Here is a 14249-nt window from a genome sequence, read left to right as displayed (position 1 = left end):
GAGGAGAGCCCACCTCGCCGCGGACCGGCCCGGCGCACGCGCCCCCGCTCCACCGCAGGCAGCCCCGGGGCCCCCTCCACCGGTGACCGCCCGCCTCCCGGCCGACTGCCGGACGGGGAAAGGCGTGCCGACCGGAAGGACGGGCCTCGCCGGGGTGACCGCCCCGCCGGGAGACCGAACCGCTCGTTCACCGAACCGCGGGACCCGTCCCGGCGGACGCGGGTGGACCGTGCCGGGACCGCTCGCCCCGCGCCGAGAACCGCCCCGCGCCGAGAACCGTCAGCGCCGGGAAGCCGGCACGGCCGGCAGGATCCGGACCGATCCGTTCCGGCAGACAGCCCCCCAGGAGGGACCGCCGCCCCCGGTGAGCGGCGGCGCGGGGCGCCTCACCGGGGGACCCGTCCGGCCGGTCCGGCGCGGGCCCGGTGCGCACGGCGCCGGTCAGGGACGAGTCGCCGCGCCGGAACCGGGGTCGCCCCGGTGCGGTGGGGTCACTCGCCGCGCCACCAGTCCAGCAGGCGCCGCAGGACGCCCGGCTGCGGGTCCGGGGCCGTGCTCGCGGGGACGGGTTCCGGCGCGGGGGCGGGGAGGGGCGCCGGCAGCGGTTGGGGGGTGCGCGCGTCGGCCTGCCGGACGCTGCGCTGCGGCGGGACGGGCATGGGCCGGGGCGGCGCCTCGACGTCCTGCTGCGGTTTCGGCTCGAACCGCACCGGCAGGGCCACCAGGTGCCGGGAGGCGATGGACGACCGCCAGCGCAGGTCCTCCTCCGGGCAGTCCAGCTGGATGTCGGACAGCCGTGTGAGCAGCGCGTCGACGCCGACGTCGGCGATGGCGCGGCCGATGTCCTGGCCCGGGCACTCGTGCGGTCCGCCGCCGAAGGCGAGGTGGGAGCGGTTGCCCTGCATGCTCGCGGACAGGTCCGGGCGGATCCGCGGGTCGAGGTTGCCCGGGGCGGGCGCGAACAGCAGCCCGTCGCCCTTGCGGATGCGCCGGCCGCCCAGCTCCGTGTCCTGCTTGGCGTAGTAGCCGAGGACCGTGCTGAAGGGCGGCTCGTCCCACAGGGACTGCTCGATCGCCTCCGGGACGGTCATCTGGCCGCCGTTGAGCTGGGCGCGGAAGCCGGGTTCGGTGAGGACCATGCGCAGCGCGTTGGCGAGCAGGTTCGCGGTGGCCTCGTAGGCGGCGAAGAGGACGAGGCGCAGGTGTTCGCGGACCTCGTCGTCGGTGAGTCCGGCCGGGTGGGTGATGAGGTGACTGGTGAAGTCGTCCCCGGGCCGGGCGCGCCGCCGGGCGGTGAGCCGGGTCAGCGCGTCCATGACGTGGGCGTGGCTCTGCAGGGCGGTCTCGGTGCCCTTGAGGGCGTCCCGGGCGGCCTGCACCATCCGGTCGTCGTACTCCTCCGGCATGCCGAGGATCTCGCACATGACGGCCATCGGCAGGTGTTCGGCGAACTGGGAGACCAGGTCGGCCCGGCCGCGTTCGCAGAAGCTGTTGACCAGGTGCTGGGTGGAGCGGCCGATGTGCCGGCGGACGCTGCGGTGGTCGATGGTGGACATGGCCGCGGTGACCGCCGCCCGCAGCCGCTGGTGCTCGTCCCCCTCGGCGTGGGAGCAGATGGGCTGCCAGGCGATGTGCGGCATGAGGGGGTGGTCGGGTTTGACCGTGCCCTCCCGCAGCGGGGTCCAGATGCGGCTGTCCCGGGTGTACTGCGACGGGCTGCGCACCAGTTGCAGGTTCTCGGCGTGCCCGAGCACCACCCACATCGGCACGTCGTCGTGGAGCAGCACGGGGGCCACGGGTCCGTGCTGTTCGCGCAGGCGCTCGTAGAGGCTGCCGAGGTCGTCGGCCTCGGGGCCGTAGAGCCGGTGCAGTCCTTTGGGGCCGAGGCCGTGCGCCGGGCAGCCCGGCGGCGGGCCGGACATCGGTTCTGTGCCGGTCGGGGAGGGGGTTTCAGACGTCACGGTGTCGCTCCGGAACGGATGGTGTCGGGGCCGGTCGGCGGCGGGTCAGGTGAGGGCGCCGGAGAGCGCGAGGGAGTGCAGGAAGCGCATGAGGGTCATCAGCACGTCCTTGCTGGAGGCCCGGCGGCGCACGTCGCAGTCGACGATCGGGATCTCCGGACCCAGGTCCAGCGCGGTGCGCAGTTCCTCGACGGGGTAACGGGGCGCGTCCGGGAAGGAGTTGACGGCCACGACGAAGGGCACGCCGCGTTCCTCCAGCCGGCCCATGACGTCGAAGCTGACTTCCAGGCGCCGGGTGTCGACCAGGACGACCGCGCCGAGGGCGCCTTCGAACAGGCCGTTCCACAGGAACCAGAAGCGTTCCTGGCCCGGGGTGCCGAACAGGTAGAGCACCAGCTTGTCGGTGATGCTGATGCGGCCGAAGTCCATGGCCACGGTGGTGGCCGTCTTGGACTCGGAGCCGTAGTCGTCGTCCACGCCGATGCCGGCCTGGGTCATGGTCTCCTCCGTGGTCAGCGGTCTGATCTCGCTGACGGAACCGACCATGGTGGTCTTGCCGACGCCGAACCCGCCCACGATGACGATCTTCACCGCGGCCTGGGCCGTGTGCGGCAGATGGTCCTCGGTGCGCGGGCCGGGGAGGGTGTCAGAGCCTTTGAAGTCCATGCATCACCGCTTCGAGGAGTGATCGGTCGGGGACCGCCTGGCGGACGATCGGGGCCCGCGCCTGCACCAGTTCCGCCGCGATCAGCTCGGTGATCAGCACGGTCATCGCGCTGAACGGCAGCTGGAGGTAGGCCGACAGCTCGGCCACGGACAGGGGGGCGGAGCAGAGCCGGAGCACGGCCGCCTGCTCCGGCGAGGCGGACGGCGGAGGCGCTGAGCGCGCCACGATCAGGGTCACCAGGTCGAGTTCGGCACGGGCGCCGTCGGGGGATCCCGCGATGGTGTACAGCCGTTCGGGGTTCCGGGGTGGCTCCTCGCCCTCCGCGGGTCGGGGCGACGGCGGGGGCGGGGGCGGCAGGTGCTGCGGCGCGCGCCGTCTGCGTCGTGGAGGTGTCATACGGTCTGCCCGTTCCGCCGGGGCGGACTGGTGAGGTGGGCTCCGATCCGGACGACGAGGTCGCGCATCATGCCGCTCATCCGGCCCGGCTCGCACGTCACGTCGGCCAGCACCGCCAGGTAGGCGTTGGCGCCGGCGTTCATCAGGTAGAAGTAGCCGCCCTCGATCTCGATGACGACGACCTTCATCTCCCCGGCGCCCGGGATCTCCTGGATGATGGCGCCGGCCAGGCTCTGCACGCCCGCGCAGGCGGCGGCCACCCGGTCGGCGGCGTCGGGTTCGCCGCCGTAGCGGGCGATGCGCAGTCCGTCGGCGGACAGCACCACGATCATCTCGATGCCCGGCACGCCGTCGTTCAGCTGCTTGAGCATCCAGTCCAGGTTCGCGCGCTGCTGGATCACTTGGGGTCCCCCTCGTCGTCGGCCTCGGTGACGCCCTCGGCGGGATCGGCCGAATCGTTGAGCAGATGCAGGTACTTGGTGGGATTGAGCGTGAAGTCGGTGAGTTCGGAGGCGGTGGCGTCCGCGGGCATGCCCTTCCTCAGGCCGTCCCAGAAGGCCTCCATCCACATGCCCGGCGGACGGTCCATCAGCTTCTTGCGCTCGGGGTCGATCTCGGGCTCGGGTTCCGACCTGGTCTGGGACCAGATGGTGGGTCTGCCCTCACGCTCGGCGCGCTCGATGGCGGCCTGTTCGGCGATCCGCTGGCTGAGCGGGGTCTTCACCCGGCTGCGGCGCTGCGGCAGGCCGCCCGCGGTCCACTCGGTGACCTCCGGGACGTCGTCCTCCATGGAGATCCCGGCGGGGATCTTGGGGCTGGTGGGGCGGCGCTTCTTGGGCGGGCGCTTCGGCCCCTCGACGGCGCCGAGTTCGGGCTTGGGGATGCCGGTGGCGCCGATGCCGTGCGCGGCGCCGACGCCGGGCTCGGTGGTGGTCATCACGCGCGGCACGATGAGGATCGCGCGGACCCCGCCGTACGCGGAGGAGCGCAGCGACACCTCCATGTCGAACTGCTTGCAGAGCCGGCCGACGACGGCCAGGCCGAGGCGCGGGTTCTCGCCGAGGCTGTCGGCGTCGTCGCCGTTCTTGGCGTCCTCGATCATCTGCTCGATGCGGGCGCGGGACTCCTCGCTGAGGCTGACGCCCGCGTCCTCGATCTCGATGGCGATGCCGGCCTGCACCTCGGCGGCGGTGACGTGCACCTTGGTCGTGGGCGGCGAGTAGCGGGTGGCGTTGTCGAAGAGTTCGGCGGCGGCGTGGATGACCGGCTCGACGGCGGTGCCCTTGATGTTGATGTTGACGATGGAGCTCAGCTCGATGCGCCGGTACTCCAGGATGCGGGACATCGCGCCGCGCAGCACGCTGTAGAGGGAGACCGGCAGGGGCCACTGGCGGCCGGGGCGGCCGCCGCCGAGGACGGAGATGGTGTCGGCGAGCCGGCCGATCAGCGAGGTGCCGTGGTCGATGCGGAGCAGGTCGTCGAAGACCTCCGGGTTGCGCCCGTGGTCCTCCTCCATCTCGCGCAGTTCCTTGGCCTGCTGGTGGACGATGGCCTGGACGCGGCGGGCGATGCTCACGAAGGAGCGCTCCGTGGCGTCGCGCATGGAGATCTCGTGGTCGGCGCCGCGCAGGGCGATGCGCACCAGTTCGCGGTAGACCTCGGGCAGGCCGCGCAGTTCGGGGTCCGCGTCGTAGATGTTGCGCATCGTGTCCCGCAGTGCCTCGCCGCGGCGCAGCCGGTGGAAGCCGGTGGGCAGGACGTCGGTGGTGATGCGCTCGAGCAGCGCGTGCTGGGCGGCGGTCCACTGGTCCAGTCGCGCGGCGTGACGGGCGTGTTCGGCCTGTGCCTCGCGCAGCCGGCGCCCTCGGCGGGCGGCCTCCCCGGCCGAGCCGAGGACCAGCAGGACGGCCAGTGCTCCGCACACGCCGACGGCGAGCCGGGCCGGTGGAGGTACCAGGGCGACGGCGGCCCCGGCCGTGGCGGCCATTATCACGGCCGGCGGCAGCAGCACGCGCGCATAGGGACGTTCACGGCGGCCGGGAGGCTTCTGAACACTCACCATGGATGCCTTCTGGGATGGAGCGGCTGGGTGTCGTAAGAGGTTGCGGGGGGAAACTTCATGCAACTGTCGGATCTGTCTCGCATAGGGGAACAAGCGCACGATTCACCTCAACTCGGTGCGCCGCGGGCGAGCTTAGTCCGACCGGATCATCGCCGTGTCATATTCAGCAAGGCCCGGAAATCGCCCTGTGGCAGGAGTACGCTCAACTGCATTTACACGCACGGCATGTAATCGAACACGTTCGGTGACGGTGTACGGGCGTGCGAGAGTCGCTCGCCGTGAAGAGTGAGACAGCCCCCGAGGCCATGCCTCGGGGGCTGTTCGATCTCTCTCAGGAAGCCGGGACGGCGGCGGTCCGCACCGCGCCGACCGGCGGGTCTAGCCCACCGACGAGTAGGCGACGACGCCCCGCAGCAACTGGTCGACGGCCTTGCGCGCGCTCCTGGCCACGGTCGACCCCTCGGCCGGTGCCGCCGCAGCGATCTGCCCGAGCACGTCGATGACCTGCTTGCACCAGCGCACGAAGTCGCCCGCGGGCATGTCCGCCTCGCGCAGCACCGCGTCGAGCGGATGACCGGACGCCCACATGTACGCGGCCCAGGCGAACCCGAGGTCCGGCTCGCGCTGGCCGACGCCCTCGGACTGGCGGATCCGGAAGTCCTCCTCCAGGCCGTCGAGCCGGCCCCAGATCCGCACCATCTCCGCGAGCGCGGCCTTCGCCGCGCCGGACGGCAGCTTCGGCGCCAGCGCGTCGTCGCCCACCCGCGCCTCGTACACCAACGCCGAGACGCAGGCCGCCAGTTCGGCGGGACCGAGCCCCTCCCAGACCCGCTCGCGCAGACATTCGCTGGCCAGCAGGTCGAGTTCGCCGTACAGCCGGGCGAGCCGCCTGCCGTGCTCGGTGACCTCGTCGCCGCGCAGGTAGTCCAGCTCGGTCAGCAGCGCGACGATCCGGTCGAAGGTCCGCGCGATGGTGTTGGTGCGGCCCTCGATCCGCCGTTCCAGCTGCGAGGTGTCCCTGAGCAGCCGGTGGTAGCGCTCGGCCCAGCGGGCGTGGTCCTCGCGGTCGTCGCACCCGTGGCACGGGTGCGCGCGGATCGCCGCGCGCAGCCGGGCGATCTCGCGGTCGTCGGCGGCCTGGGACCGCTTCTTGCGCACCCGCTCCGGCGGGATGTGCCCGGCCTTGGTGCGCAGCGCGGAGGCGAGGTCCCGGCGGGACTGCGGCGAGCGCGGGTTGAAGCTCTTCGGGATCCGCATCCGGTCCAGCGGCTCCACCGGCACCGGGAAGTCCATCGACGCCAGCCGCTTGACCTGCCGCTCCGCGGTCAGCACCAGCGGGCGCGGCCCGTCGTGGTGGTCGAGCACGCGGTGGCCGTCGGCACGGCCGGCGGGCAGCCCGGGATCCAGCACGAGCGCCAGGCCCGCGTACTTGCCCGTCGGCACGTGGATGACGTCGCCCGGCCTGAGCCGCTCCAGGGCGACCGCGGCCTCCGCGCGCCGCTGGTGCGCGCCCTGCCGGGCCAGCTCGGTCTCGCGGTCCTTCAGCTCGCGGCGCAGCCGCGCGTACTCCTCGAAGTCGCCCAGGTGGCAGGTCATCGAGGCCTTGTAGCCGGCCAGGCCCTCCTCGTTGCGCTGCACCTGCCGGGAGATCCCGACGACCGACCTGTCGGCCTGGAACTGCGCGAAGGACGTCTCCAGCAGCTCGCGCGAGCGGTGCCGGCCGAACTGCTCGACCAGGTTGACCGCCATGTTGTACGACGGCTTGAAGCTGGAGCGCAGCGGGTACGTGCGGGTGCCCGCGAGGCCGGCGAGGTGCTCCGGGCTCATGCCGCGCTGCCACAGGACGACGGCGTGGCCCTCGACGTCGATGCCCCGGCGGCCCGCACGGCCGGTCAGCTGCGTGTACTCGCCGGGCGTGATGTCGGCGTGCTGCTCGCCGTTCCACTTGACGAGCTTCTCCAGCACCACCGAGCGGGCGGGCATGTTGATGCCGAGCGCGAGGGTCTCGGTGGCGAAGACGGCCTTGACCAGGCCGCGCACGAACAGCTCCTCCACGACCTCCTTGAAGGTCGGCAGCATGCCCGCGTGGTGGGCGGCGATGCCCCGCTCCAGGCCCTCCAGCCACTCGTAGTAGCCGAGGACGTGCAGGTCCTCCGGCGCGATGTGCGCGGTGCGCTCCTCGACCAGGGCGCGGACCCGTTCCCGCGCGTCCTCGTCGTTGAGCCGGAGGCCTGCGTACAGGCACTGCTGGACGGCGGCCTCGCAGGCGGCGCGGCTGAAGATGAAGGTGATCGCCGGGAGCAGACCCTCGGCGTCCAGGCGCTCGATGACCTCCGGACGGCTCGGGGTCCACACGCGCGAGCGCTGCCGGCGCTCCCGCTCCCGCTCGGCCTCGCGCATCGACCGGCCGCGCCTGCGGTCCTGGTACGACGGCCTGGTCGCCTCCGTCCGGGCGAGGCGGACGAGGTCGGGGTTGACGGCCTTCTTGTGGCCCTCGCCCTCCTCGAACAGGTCGTACATCCGCCGCCCGGCGAGCACGTGCTGGAACAGCGGCACGGGCCGGTGCTCGGAGACGATCACCTCGGTGTCGCCGCGGACGGTGTCCAGCCAGTCGCCGAACTCCTCGGCGTTGGACACGGTCGCGGACAGCGAGACCAGGGTCACCGACTCGGGGAGGTGGATGATCACTTCCTCCCAGACGGCGCCGCGGAAGCGGTCGGAGAGGTAGTGCACCTCGTCCATGACCACGTACCCGAGGCCGAGGAGGGTCTGGGAGCCGGCGTACAGCATGTTGCGCAGCACCTCTGTGGTCATCACGACCACCGGGGCATCGGAGTTCACGCTGTTGTCGCCGGTGAGCAGCCCCACCGAGGCGGTGCCGTAGCGGCGGCACAGGTCGGCGTACTTCTGATTCGACAGCGCCTTGATGGGTGTCGTGTAGAAGCACTTCTTGCCCTGCCGGAGCGCGAGGTGGACGGCGAACTCGCCCACGATCGTCTTGCCCGAGCCGGTCGGCGCGGCCACCAGCACGCCCTTCCCCGCTTCGAGCGCCTGGCAGGCCTCGATCTGGAAGGGGTCGAGGCCGAAGTCGTACATCTCGCGGAAGGGGGCGAGCGCGGTGGCCTGCTCGGCAGCCCGCCTGCGGGCTGCCGCGTACCGCTCGGCCGGTGAGAGGTCCTCTGTCATCGTGCTTTCGAGCGTACCGGGCCCCGCCGACAACAGGACGATCATTATCCGGATCCGCCGGCGCCCGGGCCGGCCGCGCCCGCGGGGCGGCGGGCCGGACGCACGGATGCCCCCGTCCTCGCGGGGGCGGGGGCATCGCGGTGGGCCGGTGCGGGCTCAGGTCACGTCGTCGTACCCGGCCACCCGGTCCGCGCTCGCCTGCTCGGGCAGCGCCCGGGCGGCCGTGACCGGCTCGATCTCGCCGATGTCCTCGGGCGTGAGGTCCAGCTCGGAGGCCTCGTCGTCGGCGGGACCGGCTTCCTCGCGGCGGCGCCTGCGCCTGTCGTTGAGCATCGCCACGGCCACGGCGATGAAGTAGAGCGCCCAGATCGGCGCGGCCAGCGCCAGCATGGTCATCGGGTCGGGGCTGGGCGTGGCCACGGCCGCGAAGGCGGTGATGCCGACGACCATGCCGCGCCACCAGCCGAGCATGCGCCGGCCGGACAGGACCCCGGTCAGGTTCAGCATGACCAGCAGCAGCGGCATCTCGAAGGCGAGGCCGAAGACGACGACCATGCGGGTGACCAGGTCCAGCAGGTCGTCCAGCGGCAGCAGGTTCTCCGCGCCGGACGGCGTGAGGTCGATCATCACGCGCGCCGTGGCGGGCAGCACGTTGAACGCGAGGTAGCCGCCGCCGAGGAACAGCGGGAAGCCGAAGCCGACGAAGGCGTAGGCGTACTTCTTCTCGTTGCGGTGCAGGCCCGGCGCGACGAACGCCCACAGCTGGTAGAGCCAGACCGGCGAGGCGAGGACGACGCCGGCCATCAGGGCGACCTTCAGGGCCAGGGTGAACGGCGCAAGCAGCCCGCTGACCGTGATGTGCGCGCAGTGGGCGTTCCTGGCCTCGGCCAGCTCACCGAAGGACTGGTGGCAGCCGATCTCCTCCAGCACCGGCTCGGTGATGAAGTCGACGATGTCCCTGTAGAAGAAGGCCGCCACGATCGTGACGACCAGGATCGCAAGGACACCTTTCGCGAGCCGGTTGCGCAGCTCACGCAAGTGATCCACGAGCGGCATCCGCCCCTCGGGATCCCTCTCCTTCTTGCGGGCAGGCTTGAGCAACCCACATCCTCATCTCGTGCAGCGGGCCGGACGCCCCGGCCCTCGCGTCAGCGCTGGGTCGTGTCGGTCGGCTCGTTGACCGGGCGGGAGCTGGTCACGTCGCCGGGCGCGGCCTGGATGGTGCGCTGAGCCGGAGCGGGGTCCTCGGTCGACTGGGCGGTGCCGGCGGGCTGCTTGCCGTCTTCCTTCATCGCCTTCGCCTCGCTCTTCAGGATGCGCGCGGACTTACCGAGCGAACGCGCCATGTCCGGGAGCTTCTTGGAGCCGAACACGAGGACGATCACCAGAACCAGGAGCAGCAGGTGCCACGGCTCAAGTCCGTTGCGGAACATAATTCTTCACCTTCTCACCGAGGCGGGGCATGTCCGACGGGCCGGACACTTGTCCGAACGTCATGCTGACTGCGATCGTAACGCCTGGGAAAGGAACGCGGGACGATCCCCGGGCGTACTCCTGCTCCGCGGGCCGTGCCTCGTCGCCGGACCGCGACCAGCAGCGTACCCGGCGGGGTGGGCCGCGTGACAGATCGAAGCGGCCGACCGCGCGCGCGTGACCGGGATGCGCAGGCCGCCCGGGGCGGCGTCACAGCGCGTCGACGGCGCCCGCCGCGCTCACGGCGGCCCGCTCCAGATCCTCGGCGGCCCGGTTGACACGGCGTGCGGACTCCGCGACCTGCCGCCCGAGGCGCTGCGCCTCCAGGAAGACCCGGACGGCGAGCACCCCCAGGACGGCGAGACCCAGAAAACCCACGGCTACCGCGAACATCGGCCAGAACATGACGTCGAGACTAGACCGTCCGCCGGGGTCCGGCGCAGCGGGCTACACCGTGGAGTGCAGCCGCAGGGTCCGCACCCCGCCGCAGGTGAGCAGTTCGACGATCCGCTCGCCGGCGGGCTTGCGGACCGCGGCGCCGCAGTCGGGGCAGGTGAACGAGTAGAAGGTGGTCCGGCTGGTGGCGCCGACGGCGAGGCGCAGAGCGCTCGCGGCGAGCTCGAAGCGGCCCCGGCAGTCGGGGCAGCCCGCCCGGAACACCACGGGTGCGGCTCTCCTCATCCCGGCGAAGGCGGTCGCCACCGTCATCCCGGCCGCACCGGACACCGGAGACTCGATCACAACTCTGGCTCCTCTTCCTCTGCTCGCACTGGGTCGCCCGCCGGCGTCACACGGGGCTCGGGTCCAACGCCTCGCCCGCGCCGCGCACCGCGTCCGCCGGACGGTCGTACGCCGCCAGGGCCTCGCGGGCCGCCCGGCGGGCGCTCTCGGCCAGGTCCGGCGGGGAGACGATCCGGCCGTCACGGCCGAGCCGCAGTGCCAGCCGGCGCAGGGAGGCGGGGTCGGGGGTGCGCAGAGTGATGCGCAGCCCGCCGTCGGGCAGCTCCTCGGCGCTGTCGTGCGGGTAGTACTCGGCGACCCAGCGGCCGCCGGGGCCGACCTCGATCACCACCTCCGGGTCCTCGGCGGCCGGCTGCACCAGCGCCTCGGAGAGGTCGCGCAGCTCTATCTCGGGCGGCGCGGACGGCTCGTCGAGGACCCGGATCTCGGCGACCCGGTCGAGCCGGAAGGTGCGCCGCGCCTCGGAGCGGCGGCACCAGGCCTCCACGTAGGTGTGGCCGACGCTGACCAGCCGGATGGGGTCGATCTCGCGTTCGGTGACCTCGTCGCGGGCCGGGGAGTAGTAGCGGATCCACAGCCGGCGGCGCTCCGAGATCGCCCGGTCGACGTCGGCGAAGACACCGCCCTCGGACTCGAAGGTCACCGACAGGCGGGAGCTGGCGCCGGCGGCCTCCCCGGCCGCCGCCTCCACCTTGGCCGTGGCCCGCAGCAGGGCCTGGCGGTCGCCCTCCCTGAGGCCGGGCAGGGTGGAGACGGCGCGGGCGGCGACCAGCAGGGCGGTGGCCTCGTCGGCGGCGAGCCGGAGCGGTTCGGCGGCCTCCTCGCCGAGCGCGGCCGGGTTGTGCCACCAGATGCGCTCGCCGTCGGTGTCGATGTCCAGCAGGTCGCCGCCGCGGAAGCTGGTGCCGCACATGGGCAGCAGATCGAGGTCGGCGACCAGTTCGTCCTCGGTGATGCCGAAGGCGCGTGCGACGTCGGCGATCCGGGCGCCGGGGCGTTCCCTGAGGTACGTCACCAGGGAGAGCATCCGACGGGTCTGGTCGATGGCGTTCACGGGCCTGGCCGGTTTGCCTGCCACAGTCCTGTCCCCCTCAGTCCTCGGCCACGGCACGCAGCCGGTCCACCACGTCGGCCCGCAGCTCGGCCGGCTCCAGCACCACCACGTCCGGCCCGAACTCCACCAGCCAGGCGTCCAGGCCGTGCCCGTACGGGATCTCCAACTCGTCCCACCCGTCGCCCAGTTCCCGGACCGCGGTGGCCTTGGCCCGCAGGGGGTAGCCGGCGCCGGAGCGCAGCCTGATCAGCGCCGTGCCGTCGGCGATCTCCCCGGCCCAGCTCGCGACGGTCTCCCGCACGGTGACGACGTCGGGCACGGGAGCGGTGAAGCCCGTGCCGCGCGAGCGGACCCTGCCGGTGATCCGGGACAGCCGGAAGACGCGCTCGGCGCCGCGGTCGCGGTCCCAGCCGGCCAGGTACCAGTGGCCGCGCCAGCACTCCAGCGCCCACGGCTCGACGTGGCGGGGCTCGGGGCGGGCGGCGGAGGCCTTGCGGTACTCGAAGACGACCGGGCGGCGGTCGCGGCAGGCCAGCATCAGCGGTTCGAAGGCGGCCTCGTGCACCGGGATGCGCGGCTCCAGGGCGCCGTGCGCCTCGTACGGGTCGACGTCCTCGGGCAGGCCCGCCGCGCGCAGCTTCTGCAGCGCGCCGCTGGCCGCGCCGGCCAGCCGGGCCTGCTGCCAGACCTTGGCGGCCAGACCGAGGGCGGCGGCCTCCTCGGCGTCCAGGGTGATGGGGGGCAGGCGGTTGCTGTCGCGGCGGGCGAGGTAGCCGACCTCGCCGTCGAGGTTCTCGACGGTCTCGATCACGAGTCCCAGCTCGCGCAGATCGTCCTTGTCCCGCTCGAACATGCGGTTGAAGGAGTCGTCGCTGCCCGCTTCGAGGTAGGCCTCGATGGACTCCCTCAGCTCGCGCTTGCTGAGCGGGCGCCGCGTGCCGAGCAGACACAGCGCGAGGTTCATCAGCCGCTCGGCCTTGGCAATGGCCATCGACGCCCTTCGCCTTCCCTATGGTGCTTCTGACCGATGACCGTACCGCTCCGCGGGGCGGTGACAAAAGCCGAGGCCCATGCCCGAGCAGGCATGGGCCCCAGGTGATCGGATCCGGTCGGAACCGAGCCGTGGATCAGACGCCGAGCAGGTCCACGACGAAGATCAGCGTCTCGCCGGGCTTGATCGCCGGGGTCGGGCTCTGGTTGCCGTAGGCGAGGTGGGCGGGGATGGTCAGCTGCCGGCGGCCGCCGACCTTCATGCCCTGCACGCCCTGGTCCCAGCCCTTGATGACCCGGCCGGCGCCCAGCGGGAAGCGGAACGGGGTCCCGCGGTTCCAGCTGGCGTCGAACTCCTCGCCGGTGCTGAAGGCGACGCCCACATAGTGGACGGTGACGGTCTGGCCCGCCTGCGCCACCGGCCCGTCGCCCTCCCAGATGTCCTTGATCTCGAGGTCCGCCGGGGGCTCGCCGCCCGGGAAGTCGATCTCGGGCTTCTCGATGCTCACGTCAAAAGCTCCTGCTTGTGTACGACACGAAACGCGGACAGTCTTTCATCCTCCGGGCGCCGGCGTCCGACCCGGGCGTCTCGCCGGCTACATCGCCGCGAGGATGTCCACGGTGAAGACGAGGGTGGCGCCCTTCTTGATCACCCCGCCGCTCGGCGGGTTGTCGCCGTAGCCCAGCTCGGGCGGCACGACGACCAGCACCCGGCTGCCCACCTTCTTGCCGGTCAGGCCCTGTGCCAGGCCCTTCACCGCCTGCTGCATCTGCTCGAGCGCGAACTGGCTGAGCCGCCCGGAGCCGTACGTCCGCTGGAAGGGCTTGCCGCCCTCCCAGACCAGGCCCTGGAACTGGCACAGGACCGTCTGGTCGGCCTTGACCTCGGGGCCGTCGCCTTCCAGGACGTAACGGGAGACCAGCTTCTTCGGCGGGTCGGTGCGCGGGACGGTGACCTCGGGCGCCCGGCCGTCGGTGCCGGTGCCCACCTTCGGCAGGGCGGCGTCCTCCTGCGCGACCGGCTCGCCCCGGGCGGAGCTGCGGGAGTTGAAGGTCTCGATCAGGTCGATGACGAACACCAGGGTGTCGGTGCCCTTGATGCCCGCCTGCGGCTGGCCCGACGTGCCGTACCCCCAGGCCGGGGGCACCGCGATCTCGACCCGGCTGCCGGTCTTCTTCCCCGCCAGCGCGTACCGCCAGCCGTCGATGATGCTGCCCTTGGCGAGCTGCATGACCAGCGGCCGCTTGCGGTCGTAGGAGTTGTCGAAGACCTTGCCGGTGTTCCAGATCTGGCCCAGGTAGTCCGCCTTGATGAAGTCGTTCTCCGCGACCGGGCGGCCACGGCCCGCGACCAGCGTCCTGACCGCGAGGTTCTTCGACGGGTCGCCCGGCCCCTTGGCGACGGTGGGCTTCTCGCCGAACCCCGTGCCGCCCGTGACCGCAGGCAGCGGGCCGTCCACGATCTTGGGCGGGGGCGCGGCGGACGCCGACGGCGAGGCACTGGCCTTGCCGGAGTCGGATTCGTCGTCACCGCATCCGGCGAGCGTGAGCAGTCCTGCGGGTACGGCGGCCAGGAGGAGTGAGCGTCGGCGCACGGATGAGCCTCGTAATCGGTCGATCTTGCGGGTGGCGTGCGCGCAACTCTACGGCGTGAGAAGGGCGCCGTACGGAAAACGTACGGCGCCCGTGTGGCGTTCCCGCATTCCGGCGCGGGAAACG

General features: G+C 72.4%; 14 protein-coding genes. All 14 read right to left on the bottom strand.

Annotation, left to right across the window (positions count from 1 at the left end; all coding sequences use genetic code 11):
- Window positions 1-491 precede the first annotated feature (491 nt).
- Window positions 492-1961 carry a cytochrome P450 gene (locus ABZ261_RS23940; protein WP_356862383.1) on the bottom strand — a complete coding sequence of 490 codons (1470 nt, stop codon included), beginning with the start codon at window positions 1959-1961 and terminating at the stop codon, window positions 492-494.
- 45 nt (window positions 1962-2006) lie between these two features.
- A complete protein-coding gene (locus tag ABZ261_RS23935; protein WP_356862381.1) occupies window positions 2007-2627 on the bottom strand; it encodes an ATP/GTP-binding protein in 621 nt (206 codons plus the stop codon).
- Window positions 2608-3024 carry a DUF742 domain-containing protein gene (locus ABZ261_RS23930; RefSeq protein ID WP_356862379.1) on the bottom strand — a complete coding sequence of 139 codons (417 nt, stop codon included), beginning with the start codon at window positions 3022-3024 and terminating at the stop codon, window positions 2608-2610. The genes ABZ261_RS23935 and ABZ261_RS23930 overlap by 20 nt, the downstream gene beginning before the upstream one ends.
- Complete coding sequence (locus ABZ261_RS23925; protein ID WP_356862377.1) at window positions 3021-3425, bottom strand: roadblock/LC7 domain-containing protein; 405 nt, start codon at window positions 3423-3425, stop codon at window positions 3021-3023. The genes ABZ261_RS23930 and ABZ261_RS23925 overlap by 4 nt, the downstream gene beginning before the upstream one ends.
- The gene (locus tag ABZ261_RS23920) at window positions 3422-5086 is read right to left on the bottom strand and encodes an ATP-binding protein (protein ID WP_356862375.1); all 1665 of its coding nucleotides are present in this window, start codon (window positions 5084-5086) and stop codon (window positions 3422-3424) included. Before ABZ261_RS23920 ends, ABZ261_RS23925 begins: the two co-directional genes overlap by 4 nt.
- Before the next feature lie 378 nt (window positions 5087-5464).
- A complete protein-coding gene (locus ABZ261_RS23915) occupies window positions 5465-8317 on the bottom strand; it encodes a DEAD/DEAH box helicase (protein ID WP_356862373.1) in 2853 nt (950 codons plus the stop codon).
- A gap of 111 nt (window positions 8318-8428) precedes the next feature.
- Complete coding sequence (tatC, locus tag ABZ261_RS23910; RefSeq protein WP_356862371.1) at window positions 8429-9373, bottom strand: twin-arginine translocase subunit TatC; 945 nt, start codon at window positions 9371-9373, stop codon at window positions 8429-8431.
- Between the two features lie 47 nt (window positions 9374-9420).
- Window positions 9421-9705, bottom strand: a complete 285-nt coding sequence (tatA, locus tag ABZ261_RS23905) for a Sec-independent protein translocase subunit TatA (protein WP_356862369.1) — start codon at window positions 9703-9705, stop codon at window positions 9421-9423.
- A 250-nt stretch (window positions 9706-9955) separates the two neighbouring features.
- On the bottom strand, window positions 9956-10150 hold the full coding sequence (locus tag ABZ261_RS23900) for a hypothetical protein (protein ID WP_356862367.1): 195 nt from the start codon (window positions 10148-10150) through the stop codon (window positions 9956-9958).
- 42 nt (window positions 10151-10192) lie between these two features.
- A complete protein-coding gene (locus tag ABZ261_RS23895; protein WP_356862425.1) occupies window positions 10193-10453 on the bottom strand; it encodes a hypothetical protein in 261 nt (86 codons plus the stop codon).
- A gap of 79 nt (window positions 10454-10532) precedes the next feature.
- Window positions 10533-11564 carry a WYL domain-containing protein gene (locus ABZ261_RS23890; RefSeq protein ID WP_356862365.1) on the bottom strand — a complete coding sequence of 344 codons (1032 nt, stop codon included), beginning with the start codon at window positions 11562-11564 and terminating at the stop codon, window positions 10533-10535.
- Window positions 11565-11577: 13 nt separating this feature from the next.
- A complete protein-coding gene (locus ABZ261_RS23885; RefSeq protein WP_356862363.1) occupies window positions 11578-12531 on the bottom strand; it encodes a WYL domain-containing protein in 954 nt (317 codons plus the stop codon).
- A 136-nt stretch (window positions 12532-12667) separates the two neighbouring features.
- On the bottom strand, window positions 12668-13039 hold the full coding sequence (locus ABZ261_RS23880; protein ID WP_356862361.1) for an FKBP-type peptidyl-prolyl cis-trans isomerase: 372 nt from the start codon (window positions 13037-13039) through the stop codon (window positions 12668-12670).
- A gap of 87 nt (window positions 13040-13126) precedes the next feature.
- Window positions 13127-14125: an FKBP-type peptidyl-prolyl cis-trans isomerase gene (locus ABZ261_RS23875; RefSeq protein ID WP_356862359.1), complete on the bottom strand. Its 999-nt coding sequence runs from the start codon at window positions 14123-14125 to the stop codon at window positions 13127-13129.
- Window positions 14126-14249: the final 124 nt, after the last annotated feature.

It is taken from the genome of Streptomyces sp. NPDC006193, assembly GCF_040613915.1.
In the GTDB taxonomy this organism is placed as follows: Bacteria; Actinomycetota; Actinomycetes; order Streptomycetales; family Streptomycetaceae; genus Streptomyces.
Note: the sequence above shows the minus strand (reverse complement) of the source record. Positions and strands in the feature narration are given on the sequence as shown.

Bases quoted from the DNA above. Each gene is read 5' to 3' on its own strand.
- ABZ261_RS23895 (WP_356862425.1), bottom strand. From the start codon at position 10,453: ATGACGGTGGCGACCGCCTTCGCCGGGATGAGGAGAGCCGCACCCGTG.
- ABZ261_RS23930 (WP_356862379.1), bottom strand. From the start codon at position 3,024: ATGACACCTCCACGACGCAGACGGCGCGCGCCGCAGCACCTGCCGCCC.
- ABZ261_RS23885 (WP_356862363.1), bottom strand. From the start codon at position 12,531: ATGGCCATTGCCAAGGCCGAGCGGCTGATGAACCTCGCGCTGTGTCTG.
- ABZ261_RS23920 (WP_356862375.1), bottom strand. From the start codon at position 5,086: ATGGTGAGTGTTCAGAAGCCTCCCGGCCGCCGTGAACGTCCCTATGCG.
- tatA (WP_356862369.1), bottom strand. From the start codon at position 9,705: ATGTTCCGCAACGGACTTGAGCCGTGGCACCTGCTGCTCCTGGTTCTG.
- ABZ261_RS23935 (WP_356862381.1), bottom strand. From the start codon at position 2,627: ATGGACTTCAAAGGCTCTGACACCCTCCCCGGCCCGCGCACCGAGGAC.
- ABZ261_RS23915 (WP_356862373.1), bottom strand. From the start codon at position 8,317: ATGATCGTCCTGTTGTCGGCGGGGCCCGGTACGCTCGAAAGCACGATG.
- ABZ261_RS23900 (WP_356862367.1), bottom strand. From the start codon at position 10,150: ATGTTCTGGCCGATGTTCGCGGTAGCCGTGGGTTTTCTGGGTCTCGCC.